The sequence below is a fragment of the Winogradskyella ouciana genome (assembly GCF_965284585.1).
Taxonomy (GTDB): Bacteria; Bacteroidota; Bacteroidia; order Flavobacteriales; family Flavobacteriaceae; genus Winogradskyella; species Winogradskyella ouciana.
Genome location: NZ_OZ260095.1, coordinates 354,251 through 365,816, shown reverse-complemented (window position 1 = coordinate 365,816; position 11,566 = coordinate 354,251). Strand labels below are relative to the sequence as shown.

Sequence of the window (11,566 nt, the reverse complement as noted above, 5' to 3'; positions counted from 1 at the left end):
TAATTCAACTTTTGTAAAATGACCACCAGAATAGCCATAGTAGATGACAATACCTTTCTTATAAAAGCTGTAGAGGAGAAGTTGTCTTTTTTTGAAGATTTAACTGTAAAGTTCAACGCTATGAATGGTGAAGACTTGCTAAAACGATTAGAAAGTAATCACAATCTCGATTTAATTTTAATGGATATAGAAATGCCGATAATGAATGGTATTGAAGCTACAGAGAAAGTGAAACAAAAATACCCACATATAAAGATTATAATGCTTACGGTTTTTGATAATGACGAAAACATTTTCAATGCTATTAAAGCAGGAGCTGATGGTTACCTACTTAAAGAAATTAATGCAGTTGACTTACATTCTGGTATTTTAGAAACTTTAAATGGTGGTGCGGCAATGAATCCATCCATTGCATTAAAAACATTAAAACTACTTAGAAACCCCTTTATTCAAGAAAAAGAACAGTTAGGTATAAAACTTACGAATAGAGAAGTTGATGTTTTAGAACAGCTGAGTAAAGGTTTGAGCTACAATGCTGTTGCGGAAAACCTAATACTTTCTACAGGAACTATTAGAAAGCACATTGAGAATATCTATCGCAAACTTCAAGTTCATAATAAATTAGAAGCTGTCCAAAAAGCAAAGCGGAATAATATTATTTAACTCTCACACTATCTGGGACTAACTTCGTATAATCCCCATTGTTTCTAATAACATCTCTAACGATTGAAGACGAGATATAAGATGTTTTCGCTGCTGTTAAGAGAAAAACGGTTTCAATTTTAGAAAGTTTTCGGTTGGTATGGGCGATAGCTTTTTCAAACTCGAAGTCAGCAGGGTTTCTCAATCCTCTCAATATAAATTGAGCATCAATTTCCTTGCAGAAATCTATAGTTAGCCCTTTATATGTTGTCACTTTCACTTTTGGCTCATTGGCAAATGCTTCATTAATAAAAGCTTTGCGCTCTTCTAAAGAAAACATGTAATTCTTTTCTGAATTGATACCAATGGCTACGACAACTTCATCAAAAAGTTTTATGCCACGCTTTATAATGTCGTAATGTCCGTTAGTGATGGGATCAAATGATCCAGGAAATAATGCTCGTTTCATATTCTCTTCCTGCAGAGGCAGGAATCTTTTTAATTAAACTCTAAACAAAGATAAGCATTAAGAAATTGAGTGTGTATTCAAAAATCGTCATTTGTTCAACGCTTCCTCAATAGCATTATCAAATAAATCCTCCATACTAATACCAGCTTTAGCGGCTTGCTGTGGTAAGATACTTTCGTTAGTTAGACCAGGAACGGTGTTCACTTCGAGCAAATAAGGTTCGTCTTTTTTAAAAATGAATTCGCTTCTTGTAAAGCCAGTCATATTCAGAACTTCGTATATTTTTTTGGCTTCATTTCTAACTTTATTAGCATAATCGTCAGAAATACGTGCAGGAGTAATCTCTTGGGATTTACCTTCATATTTGGCGGCATAATCAAAAAAATCATTCTCCGAGACAATTTCTGTAATCGGTAAAACTTTAGTTTCGCCCTTGTAGGAAATCACACCTACGGAAACTTCAACACCATCCAGAAACTGCTCGATGATAATTTCATTATCTTCTTTAAACGATTTGTCTATGGCAGCTTTTAAATCTTCTTTTTTGTAAACCTTTGAAATGCCAAAACTGCTTCCGGCTTTGTTGGCCTTTACGAAACAAGGTAAGCCAACTTTGGCAACAATGGCACCATTATCAATAGTGTCTCCCAAGTCCAGATAATAATTTTCAGCAGTTTTAATGCCAAAAGGTTTCAACGTAGCCAGTAAATCTCGCTTATTAAAAGTTAGAGCGGCTTGGTACATGCTGCAACTCGTTTGTGGTATGCCAATTAATTCAAAATAAGCTTGCATGTAGCCGTCTTCGCCAGGTGAGCCATGAATGGCATTAAAGACACAATCAAACGTAATCCGAGTTTCATTCACTAAAACTGAAAAATCGTTTTTATCTACAGGAAACTCTTCGTTCATATCATTAACAAACACCCATTTTTCTTTAAAGATGTGAATGCGATACGTGTTGTATTTGTCCTTATCTAAAGTATTGTAAACCACATTACCACTCTTAAGCGAAATTTCATATTCGCTAGAATAGCCTCCCATAATTATGGCTATATTTTTTTTCATGCTTTAACTTTCATGCTATAATGTAAAAGTATCATTTATTTTCAATAATCTAAATGTTAATAGGCATACGTATATTAATTTTATAACGTTAGATTATTTATTAGATTTGTCAACAACAAAATAGCCTATGAGTTTAGTTAAGTTTCTTACCAGTAAAGTATTTTTAAAGCAATTGGCATTGGCTATTGTGGCTATTGTTGTTTTAAGTTTTATTATGCTAAAATGGCTAAACGTTACGACAAACCATGGAGAGTTTGTCGTTGTACCAGACTTAAAAGGTAAATCTATAGAAACGGTTAAAATAGAATTGAATGATTTGAATTTAGCCATGGAAATTCAGGATTCTGCTAATTTTAATCCAAACTACCCAAAATATTCAGTCATTGAGCAAAATCCAGACTCTGGATCTCAGGTAAAAGAAAACAGAAAGATTTATTTAATTCTAAATCCTTCTGGATACCGAAAAGTTGAAGTGCCAAATATTTTGAAACGTACTTTGCGTCAAGCAAAACCTCAACTTAAGGCTTTAGAGTTTAAGATTGGTGAGATTACCTACATAGACAATATTGGTAAAGACGTGGTTTTGGGTATGAGACACAATGGTGAAACGCTAAAGCCTGGTGAGATGTTGCCATTAACATCGACCATAGATTTGGTTTTGGGTAACGGAAACCGCTAGGTGTATGGCTGATATTGTGGATATGTCTGAAGACAATGACGAACTTTACGAACACTATGCTTTTAAAGTAGAGAAAGGCCAGCAACCACTTCGTATAGATAAATATTTAATGAATTTTGTTGAAAACGCTACACGAAACAAAATTCAACAAGCCGCAAAAGACGGTTGCATTTTTGTGAATGGTACTACCGTAAAGTCAAATTATAAGGTTAAGCCCAATGACCAAATTACTGTGAAATTTGAGCATCCTCCTCACGAAAATTTATTGGTTGCCGAAGATATTCCAATTGATATTGTCTACGAAGATGATGATTTGTTGGTAGTGAACAAACCTGCGGGAATGGTAGTGCATCCTGGTCACGGAAATTATTCTGGCACATTGATTAACGGTCTCATATTTCATTTTGAAAATTTACCCAACAACTCTAGCAATAGACCAGGTTTAGTACATCGTATCGATAAAGATACCAGTGGATTATTGGTGGTTGCCAAAACCGAGTTGGCAATGGCACATCTCTCTAACCAGTTTGCTGAAAAAACTAGTGAACGAGAATATGTTGCATTGGCTTGGGGAAATATTGAAGATGAAGAAGGTACGATTGAAGGTAATATTGGTCGTCACCCTAAGAATAGATTGCAAAATACGGTATATGAAGGTGATGATGCCTATAAGGGAAAACCTGCTGTTACACATTACAAAGTTATTGAACGCTTAGGTTATGTCACATTAGTGAGTTGTAAGCTTGAAACAGGTCGCACGCATCAAATCCGTGTGCATATGAAACACATTGGTCACACCCTTTTTAATGACGAGCGCTATGGTGGTGAAAAAATCTTAAAAGGCACAACCTTTACCAAATACAAACAGTTTGTAGAAAACTGTTTCAAAGTATTGCCAAGACAAGCTCTACATGCAAAGACTTTAGGTTTCGAGCATCCGACCACAGGTGAGTGGTTAAGCTTTTCAACTGAAATACCAGAAGATATGCAGCAATGCATAGAAAAGTGGAGAGGTTATGCCAAGCATCAAAGCTAATTCCTGCGAAGACAGGAATCTCTTTGCCTCTGTTGGTGTTTTCCACCAACAGTTTAAGTTCTTTTACAAAAAACACTTTGTTGGTGGAAAACACCAACAAAAGCCAGTTTTTCTTGTATAGACATTCATTATACAACTATCAAGATTAGTTGTTGACAAAACTTGAAACTATTGCTTTTACATTGTATTTTTACCTTGAAGAAGAAATATTGTTTAACCTTAATGAGATTCCTGCCTTCGCAGGAAGTTGACTATGAAACTCGTACTATCACCAGCTAAATCCTTAGATTTTGAAACCAAGTTGCCAACAACCAAAACTACGGAAGGTTGTTTTTTGGCAGAGGCAGAGCGCTTAAATAAATTGTTGAAAAAGAAGTCGGCAAAGAGTTTATCAAAACTGATGAAGATTTCTGATAACCTAGGGCAACTCAATTACGAGCGAAACCAAGAATGGAGCTTGCCGTTTACAAAAGATAATGCAAGACAAGCTTTATATGCGTTTAGTGGTGATGTGTATAGAGGGATTGATGCCTATACGATCGATACTAAAAAACTGGATAAAGTACAGGATACGGTTCGAATCATTTCAGGATTGTACGGTATTTTAAAGCCGTTGGATTTAATTCAACCTTATCGATTGGAAATGGGCACCAGAATGCCAGTCGGCAAAAACAAAAACCTTTATGAGTTTTGGAAGAAGAAAGTCACCCAAACCTTAAACGATGAATTAGAGGATGAGGAACTCTTTTTAAACTTAGCTAGTAACGAATACTTTAAAGCCATTGATAAAAAGGCCTTAAAAGTGCCAGTTGTAAATGTTACATTTAAAGAATTCAAAAACGGAGAGTATAAGATGATAGCTATTTTTGCAAAGCTAGCTCGAGGCTTAATGACACGCTATATCATTGATACGGATGCAAAAACCTTAGATGATGTCAAAGGTTTTAATTACGAAGGCTATGGCTTTAGCGAAGACTTATCATCAGAAAATGAATTGGTTTTTATAAGATAGTTGTTATCTTTAAGGTGTTAACCAATCTTTCATGTTTCGATATTACTTAATCATTGCCATTCAAGGGTATTGCCTCTATCATATTTATAAAAACCGAAAACCATATTATTGGTATTTTCTTGTGTTTTTTATTCCTGTAATTGGCCCAATAATTTATTTCATTACAAATATTTACAATCGTAGGGACGCTGAGAAAATTCAGAATGAGATTACATCTATAATTAACCCAACAAAGAAAATTCGTGATTTAGAGAAGCGATTAGAGTTTTCGGAGACGTACTCAAACGGAATTGCATTGGCGGATGCTTATGTTGAAAATGGGGACATGTCAAATGCTATCGTTAATTACAAACATACTTTAAAGGATACAGATCAGAATGATTTGTATGCTAGACAACGATTGGTTTTATGCTATTTTCAGCTTGAAGATTTTGAAGGCGTTGTAGAACATGCCGAAAAGATTAAGAATAAATCTGAATTTGTCGGTTCAAAGCAACAGTTTTGCTATGGCCTGGCATTAAAACAGTTAGGTAAAGTTGATAAGGCTGAAGAGCAGTTAAAACAAATTGATAGACCGTATTCAAATTATAACGAACGACTAGAATTGGCAAAATTCTATTTAGAACACAATAGAACATCTGAAGGAAAGGAGTTACTTGAGGAAATTGCTACAGAATCCCAGCACATGACCAAACCTAATAGACGCATCTATAGAAGTACTATTATTGAAGTGGAGCGTTTACTGAAATCGTTATAATGTTTTTTCACAAACATCCTTACAAACCTTTTATTCAACCTGATACTAAAAAACTTATTGTCGGCACGTTGCCACCTCCACGGTTTTCTACAGGAGACCTATTGGAAAAAGATGTAGACTTTTGCTACGGAAGCTATTACAATTCCTTATGGCTGTTTATAGACAAAATCCATAATCTTAATTTACGATACGACAATTCTCAAGAAGCCATTAACCAGCGCAAACAGTTTTTAATTGAGCATAAAATTGGTGTTTGTGATATTGTGGAAAGCGCAGAACGTGAAAAAATTGATGCCTCAGATTTAGGTATGAAGAATATAAAACTGCGAGATGTTGTTGGATACATAAAACAATATCCAAGTATAGAAACCATTTTATTTACAGGTGGCAACAGCAAAAATGGACCAGAATACTTTTTTAGAAAGCACCTAAAAGATTACAGCCTAAAATTAGAGTTGATAAATAACGAAGTACCAAGAATTCATAAATTAAATTTACCCGTCATTGCGAGCAGAGCGAAGCAATCTCATCAACCAGAACTAAGTTCAAAAAGAACCATCAAAACCGTTTCCCTAACCTCAGGCTCAGGAGCAGCAAACATTTCAATTAGCAGATTGCCACTATACAAGCAACTCAAAGCCAAAGACCCAAACTTTAATACGTTTGACTTTAGGGTGATGCAGTATTCTGAGTTTTTTTGAAAAGGTTTGTTTAACCGCCTTGTATATGAAACGTGGCCGATTTTAAGCACTTAATTTTTGGATTCTAACTGACCTTTATTTAATTATTTATTATTCCACGAAAATCACTATTTTCTATATACTTTAGGCACTAACTTTGCTGTATTTAAATTCTATTTCTGAAAATAATTTATTAGACTTTAACAAATCATTTTCAATTGATAAGAATACTGCTCTTGTAAAAGTTTTTAAAGTAAAACTATACGTATTTTTTGCTTTTTTAATTAATAAAAAGAAAAATTCCAAAAAGTCTTTTCCATGAATAAAAAAACGAGGTTCTTTTAATTCTTTATATTTTTTTAATGCAAAGTTTATTGCTTTTTCTAGCTCTTCTTTTTTATTTACACAATTATTTTTTTGTAAAAATTTTTTAAAGACATCATCTTTATTATAAGTAATAGTGCCAGAATTGTATTTAAAAATCTTATCAGGTTGAACTAATTTATAACTGCAATCGATTGAAGCGCGAGCATATCTTAGACAATAATTATCTACTAGCATAGGTGTCAAATTTTTAATTAATTCACCACTTGATATTGGGAAATTTTTTAAACCAATTTTAAGTATTTTATTAATACTTGTATCATTAAACAGATACATTTCGATATTGGCATAATCTGTATAACTTAAATATGGATTTGATATTGGCTCATCTTTTAAAATTTCGAAATCTCTATCTATTATACAACTTATATATGAAAGTGTATCTCCAAAATTCTCATATAATTTTTTTGCTAGTGTTATTACTTTCTCTCTATTTGATGGAATATCTTCATCAATTTCAGAAAAGTCGATTATTTCAATAGGATAAATTTGAACATTATTTATTGAATGGCTATTTAGAAATAACTCAAAAATGTTAGCATCCTCTGGACCTTCGATAAACAAATCTCTACTTTTAGGCTCCAGTTCTAATAGAGCTATATGCTCACTCAATTTACGCTTATATGCTATTTCCATATTATATATCCTCTAATTTAACAACGTTTCGAGTATTTGGTGCCAATAACTCAATTGAATGTGTTGCAATAATAAATTGAACATAGTTTTTTGAGCTAAACTTAAGTAATGTTTTGAGTAACATTCTCTGCCATTTAATATTTAAGGAAATTTCAGGTTCATCAATTATGAAAATTGTCGCTTGATCTGTAGCAGTAATTGTATTTATAAAGAGCAATAATAACTGTTTTTCTCCTGAAGAAAGCATTTCTAACCGTAACCTTTCACCTGAATTATGTTTGATTGTAAAACCTTTGGTTAAATTAAATGATATTTCCTTGTTTGTGTAAAATTCATTAATAGCATTTACAAAACCATCTATAACGTCATAAAGCCCTTGTAATGCATCAAGTCTTGCATTTGTACTATTTATAAATAATTGGACAATTCCCGGAAGAGATTTTTTATTTTCTTTACTAACTGATCCAATGGATTTTTTAAAATCTTTGAAGTCTAATTCATCGATTAAACCAATTTCGGATAGCTTAATACTTTGTTTTTCAAGAGAATCTATTTTTTTAAGAAGTTGGGAAAGAGGCGGTATTTTCTCTTTTGGTTTATCAACATTTTTAACAAGCTCATTATAAATATGAAGTGTATTTGTTTCACCAGTTTTTGAGCTTTGAATTACTTGCTTTCTAATCCAGTCTATAAACCTTTCAACTGTTAACTCTAAAGAAAGCCTTTTTTCATTTAGATACTTTTTTGTTCTAATTTTTTCATATCGTGTGGAAAATTCAATATCTGATGTATTAAGAATTAAGTTATGTTCATCATCGTAGTCGGTAGAATTTTTACTACTAAGTGTTTTCCTATCTTCCGACAAGAAATAAATTGAAATATTTAAATTACGTATAAAATCTAAAAATTTTAAAAACTGTTTTTCTTCATCACTACCTTGCTCAAATCTGATTGCATTTTCTGACGTAGCTTTTAAATTTAGTTTATGTACATAAGCTGTTCCTTTTTTTATGTAATAAGTATAAGAACCTATTATTGAATTTTTTCTGAGAGCTCCAATCTCTATTCCATTATTTAATTTTATGGAAAATTTCTCAAACTTAGTTTGTGCCAACTTGGTCTTATATCCACTTTTGTCTTTTGTTGAAAGCAAATAGAATATTAAATTTAAAACTGTTGTTTTACCAGAACCATTATCCCCATATAAAATAAAAAGTTTGTTTAGTTCTTTATTTTCATTGGCGTTTGGTAGTTGGTAATTATAATGGCCAAATAACTTTGATACCTTTATTTCTTTTATTCCTATTTCCTTCATTTTGTTTTAGTTTGTGTCTAATGACTTGATATCGAATCGTTTCAATATTTTACATCTTATGTTAAACGAATTTACCCAAAAAAATAAGAAATTCAAGTAAATAAGGTTATCGAATAAAATAGCAGTACCTTCGCCCAAACAAAAGAGGTGAGCTTTAAATAGATATTCATCTTAACTAAAAACGATGTATGTCATTTAAATCATTGGGCTTATCCGAGCCTTTGCTAAAAGCCATTGGCAAAAAAGGATACGATACACCTTCGCCAATACAAGCCAAAGCCATTCCGCCAGTTTTAGAAGGAAAAGATGTCTTAGCATCTGCACAAACAGGTACTGGAAAAACAGCTGGTTTTACATTGCCGTTACTGCAAATTCTTTCTCAAAACCCTAACGAAAAGTACAGACCAATCCGTGCTTTGATATTGACTCCGACTAGAGAGTTGGCGGCTCAGGTTTATGCCAATGTTAAAGAATACAGCGAGTTTTTAAATATACGAAGTGCTGTTATTTTTGGAGGCGTGAATCAAAAACCACAGGTTGCAACAATCAGAAATGGAATTGATGTTTTAGTAGCCACACCAGGTCGTTTGATTGATTTAGAAAATCAAGGAGTACTCTCATTAAAGCATGTTGAAATATTTGTTTTGGATGAAGCCGACCGAATGCTCGATATGGGTTTTTTACGTGATATAGAACGCATTATGAAACTAATGCCCAATAAACGTCAAAACTTGATGTTTTCAGCTACGTTTTCTAAGGATATTAAGAAATTGGCGTATTCCATTTTGAATAATCCAATTCAGGTTGAAGCCACTCCAGAGAATACAGCTGTTGAGATTATTGACCAAAAGGTACATCGTGTTGCCAAGAACAAAAAGACAGGATTAATCATTAAATTGATTTCTGAAGGCAACTGGAAACAAGTTTTAGTATTTACTAGAACTAAACATGGTGCTAATCGATTAACGAAAAAAATGGTAAGTGCTGGTATTACAGCTGCAGCCATTCATGGGAATAAAAGCCAAGGTGCAAGAACCAAAGCTTTGGCAGGATTTAAAAGAGGCACAGTACGTGTTTTAGTAGCTACGGATATTGCAGCTCGTGGATTGGACATTCCGTTATTGCCTCACGTTATTAATTTTGAATTGCCAAATATTGCCGAAGACTATGTTCACCGTATCGGTAGAACGGGTAGGGCAGGAGCAAGTGGACAAGCCATTTCTTTAGTAAGTGCTGATGAAATTAGTTATTTGCGTGGTATTGAAAAGCTGATTGATACGTCTATTGATGTTGAGATTATTGAAGGTTTTGAACCAGATCCAAACGCATCCACTGAACCGATAAAACCAGGTCAGAATAGAAATAGAAATCAAAGTCGAGGCCGGAATTCTGGTTCAGGAAACTCAGGAAACAAAAAGAACTCAAACCGAAACAGGAATAGAAACCGAAGACGCAATAGTAATTAAATTTTGTCTGTCATTGCGAGGCACGAAGCAATCTCTTTTTTTACTTTGCATAAATTGAAATCAATAAGATGACCAAGACTGGTAAAAAGCCTGTCTCATGGCAGTGACAAAAAGAAAGTATGTCAACCCAACCCAACAATCCATTACACGGCATAAAACTAGAACAGATAATTACTGAATTACAAGCACATTACGGTTGGGAGTATATGGGTTACCAAATAAATATTCGATGTTTTACACATGATCCTTCAATAAAATCTAGTCTAAAATTTTTAAGGCGCACACCTTGGGCTAGGACTAAGGTTGAAGCTATGTATTTAGAGATGTTGAGGAATAAGCGTTAAATTTTAGGCGATACTATACTCTTCTTTTATTCAAATAATTATATAATACATCACCTTTTGAACTTTTAACTCTACCATAAAAGCATTCTCGTCTATCTAGTCAAATAAATTCCAAGGCAAAATAGTTTAAACAAAAAATCCTCTAGAATTTCTAGAGGATTTTTTTGTTAGTTATCATCATGCTTTGGTTTGTGGTCTTTTCTTCCCTTCATTCTGGCCAATGCTTTTTTAAACTCTACCATATCCAGATCTCCACTACTGTCGGCATCCATTCTAGCGAAGCGTTTTTCGAGTAGTTCTACTTTAGATTCGTCTTTCATACGATTAGCTTTAAACTCTTCTAATGAGATAGAGCCATTAGCATCAGAATCTAATTTTTTGAAGATTTTCTCAGGATTCGGTTTTCTTTTCCCTTCTCTTTCTTGTGCATTGCAAAATGCCATTGAGCCTATTGCAACAACAAAAAGACCAACTTTTAATGTTTTTGAAATCATAATTTTTTGTGTTTTTTAATTAATGAACACTGCTATGACCAAACTATTTTAAAAGGGTTTAATCCTAATAATACTTTTATGAAAAGATTAACGAAGTTGCCTTAGTCCTTCATAGACAATAATACTAACTGCATTGGCAAGATTAAGACTTCTAATTTGCTTACTGAAGAGCGGGATTTTAAAAAGTTGATTGTGGTGTTTTTTAATTAATGGTTTTGGTAAGCCAACAGACTCTTTCCCAAAGATTAAAAACATATTGTCGGTATATTCAATATCCCAATGCGATTGTGTGCCATGACTTGATAGCAAAATCATTTCAGCATCTTTGTTTTTTGAAAAGAAATCATCTGTAGAGTCATAATAGATCACTTCTAAATGTTGCCAATAATCCAATCCAGCACGTTTTAAGCGTTTATCATCAATTTCAAATCCAAGGGGTTTTACCAAGTGCAAACGAGATCCTGTTGCTAAAGCCAAACGGCCAATATTACCAGTATTATTTGGTATTTCGGGTTCTATGAGGACGATGTTGAGCGGCATAAAAAAATAAAAGTCTAAATTAAGATTAATTTAGACTTTTACACACT

At 33.3% G+C, this 11,566-nt stretch carries 14 protein-coding genes; 8 read left to right on the top strand and 6 right to left on the bottom strand.

What is annotated here, in order from left to right; all coding sequences use genetic code 11:
- Positions 1-18 precede the first annotated feature (18 nt).
- A complete protein-coding gene (locus ACQ65V_RS01655; RefSeq protein WP_430466633.1) occupies positions 19-663 on the top strand; it encodes a response regulator in 645 nt (214 codons plus the stop codon).
- Here ACQ65V_RS01655 and coaD read toward each other — a convergent pair.
- Together coaD and ACQ65V_RS01645 are read right to left on the bottom strand one after the other, a co-directional pair.
- The gene (gene coaD / locus ACQ65V_RS01650) at positions 656-1,111 is read right to left on the bottom strand and encodes a pantetheine-phosphate adenylyltransferase (RefSeq protein ID WP_155088518.1); all 456 of its coding nucleotides are present in this window, start codon (positions 1,109-1,111) and stop codon (positions 656-658) included. The genes ACQ65V_RS01655 and coaD overlap by 8 nt on opposite strands.
- 87 nt (positions 1,112-1,198) lie before the next feature.
- On the bottom strand, positions 1,199-2,176 hold the full coding sequence (locus ACQ65V_RS01645; protein WP_155088519.1) for a D-alanine--D-alanine ligase: 978 nt from the start codon (positions 2,174-2,176) through the stop codon (positions 1,199-1,201).
- A 127-nt stretch (positions 2,177-2,303) separates the two neighbouring features.
- Here ACQ65V_RS01645 and ACQ65V_RS01640 point away from each other — a divergent pair, with 127 nt between their 5' ends.
- The 5 genes from ACQ65V_RS01640 to ACQ65V_RS01620 all read left to right on the top strand — a co-directional run bounded on the left by ACQ65V_RS01640 (position 2,304) and on the right by ACQ65V_RS01620 (position 6,361).
- Positions 2,304-2,855, top strand: coding sequence for a PASTA domain-containing protein (locus ACQ65V_RS01640; protein WP_155088520.1), 552 nt, complete (start codon positions 2,304-2,306; stop codon positions 2,853-2,855).
- 4 nt (positions 2,856-2,859) lie between these two features.
- A complete protein-coding gene (locus ACQ65V_RS01635; RefSeq protein WP_430466632.1) occupies positions 2,860-3,891 on the top strand; it encodes an RluA family pseudouridine synthase in 1,032 nt (343 codons plus the stop codon).
- A 253-nt stretch (positions 3,892-4,144) separates the two neighbouring features.
- Positions 4,145-4,903 (top strand): peroxide stress protein YaaA, encoded by a 759-nt coding sequence (yaaA, locus tag ACQ65V_RS01630; protein ID WP_430466631.1) that lies wholly within the window; start codon positions 4,145-4,147, stop codon positions 4,901-4,903.
- 31 nt (positions 4,904-4,934) lie between these two features.
- A complete protein-coding gene (locus tag ACQ65V_RS01625; RefSeq protein ID WP_430466630.1) occupies positions 4,935-5,660 on the top strand; it encodes a hypothetical protein in 726 nt (241 codons plus the stop codon).
- Positions 5,660-6,361: a uracil-DNA glycosylase family protein gene (locus tag ACQ65V_RS01620; RefSeq protein WP_430466629.1), complete on the top strand. Its 702-nt coding sequence runs from the start codon at positions 5,660-5,662 to the stop codon at positions 6,359-6,361. The genes ACQ65V_RS01625 and ACQ65V_RS01620 overlap by 1 nt, the downstream gene beginning before the upstream one ends.
- Before the next feature lie 123 nt (positions 6,362-6,484).
- Here the strand turns inward: ACQ65V_RS01620 and ACQ65V_RS01615 are convergent, their stop codons facing one another.
- Complete coding sequence (locus ACQ65V_RS01615) at positions 6,485-7,360, bottom strand: hypothetical protein (RefSeq protein ID WP_430466628.1); 876 nt, start codon at positions 7,358-7,360, stop codon at positions 6,485-6,487.
- 1 nt (position 7,361) lies between these two features.
- The gene (locus ACQ65V_RS01610; RefSeq protein ID WP_430466627.1) at positions 7,362-8,675 is read right to left on the bottom strand and encodes an AAA family ATPase; all 1,314 of its coding nucleotides are present in this window, start codon (positions 8,673-8,675) and stop codon (positions 7,362-7,364) included.
- A gap of 188 nt (positions 8,676-8,863) precedes the next feature.
- On the opposite strand from ACQ65V_RS01610, the gene ACQ65V_RS01605 reads away from it, so the two are divergent.
- Together ACQ65V_RS01605 and ACQ65V_RS01600 are read left to right on the top strand one after the other, a co-directional pair.
- Positions 8,864-10,141 carry a DEAD/DEAH box helicase gene (locus ACQ65V_RS01605; RefSeq protein WP_430466626.1) on the top strand — a complete coding sequence of 426 codons (1,278 nt, stop codon included), beginning with the start codon at positions 8,864-8,866 and terminating at the stop codon, positions 10,139-10,141.
- Positions 10,142-10,260: 119 nt separating this feature from the next.
- A complete protein-coding gene (locus tag ACQ65V_RS01600; protein ID WP_430466625.1) occupies positions 10,261-10,485 on the top strand; it encodes a VF530 family DNA-binding protein in 225 nt (74 codons plus the stop codon).
- Between the two features lie 167 nt (positions 10,486-10,652).
- On the opposite strand, the gene ACQ65V_RS01595 is transcribed toward ACQ65V_RS01600, so the two are convergent.
- Entirely contained in the window at positions 10,653-10,979 is a 327-nt protein-coding gene (locus ACQ65V_RS01595; protein ID WP_430466624.1) for a hypothetical protein, read from the bottom strand.
- An 87-nt stretch (positions 10,980-11,066) separates the two neighbouring features.
- Complete coding sequence (locus tag ACQ65V_RS01590) at positions 11,067-11,519, bottom strand: tRNA (cytidine(34)-2'-O)-methyltransferase (protein WP_430466623.1); 453 nt, start codon at positions 11,517-11,519, stop codon at positions 11,067-11,069.
- Positions 11,520-11,566: the final 47 nt, after the last annotated feature.

Coding starts and splice junctions, on each gene's coding strand:
- ACQ65V_RS01645 (WP_155088519.1), bottom strand. CDS start 2,176: ATGAAAAAAAATATAGCCATAATTATGGGAGGCTATTCTAGCGAATAT.
- yaaA (WP_430466631.1), top strand. CDS start 4,145: ATGAAACTCGTACTATCACCAGCTAAATCCTTAGATTTTGAAACCAAG.
- coaD (WP_155088518.1), bottom strand. CDS start 1,111: ATGAAACGAGCATTATTTCCTGGATCATTTGATCCCATCACTAACGGA.
- ACQ65V_RS01610 (WP_430466627.1), bottom strand. CDS start 8,675: ATGAAGGAAATAGGAATAAAAGAAATAAAGGTATCAAAGTTATTTGGC.
- ACQ65V_RS01590 (WP_430466623.1), bottom strand. CDS start 11,519: ATGCCGCTCAACATCGTCCTCATAGAACCCGAAATACCAAATAATACT.
- ACQ65V_RS01625 (WP_430466630.1), top strand. CDS start 4,935: ATGTTTCGATATTACTTAATCATTGCCATTCAAGGGTATTGCCTCTAT.
- ACQ65V_RS01615 (WP_430466628.1), bottom strand. CDS start 7,360: ATGGAAATAGCATATAAGCGTAAATTGAGTGAGCATATAGCTCTATTA.
- ACQ65V_RS01595 (WP_430466624.1), bottom strand. CDS start 10,979: ATGATTTCAAAAACATTAAAAGTTGGTCTTTTTGTTGTTGCAATAGGC.
- ACQ65V_RS01635 (WP_430466632.1), top strand. CDS start 2,860: ATGGCTGATATTGTGGATATGTCTGAAGACAATGACGAACTTTACGAA.
- ACQ65V_RS01605 (WP_430466626.1), top strand. CDS start 8,864: ATGTCATTTAAATCATTGGGCTTATCCGAGCCTTTGCTAAAAGCCATT.
- ACQ65V_RS01620 (WP_430466629.1), top strand. CDS start 5,660: ATGTTTTTTCACAAACATCCTTACAAACCTTTTATTCAACCTGATACT.
- ACQ65V_RS01640 (WP_155088520.1), top strand. CDS start 2,304: ATGAGTTTAGTTAAGTTTCTTACCAGTAAAGTATTTTTAAAGCAATTG.
- ACQ65V_RS01655 (WP_430466633.1), top strand. CDS start 19: ATGACCACCAGAATAGCCATAGTAGATGACAATACCTTTCTTATAAAA.
- ACQ65V_RS01600 (WP_430466625.1), top strand. CDS start 10,261: ATGTCAACCCAACCCAACAATCCATTACACGGCATAAAACTAGAACAG.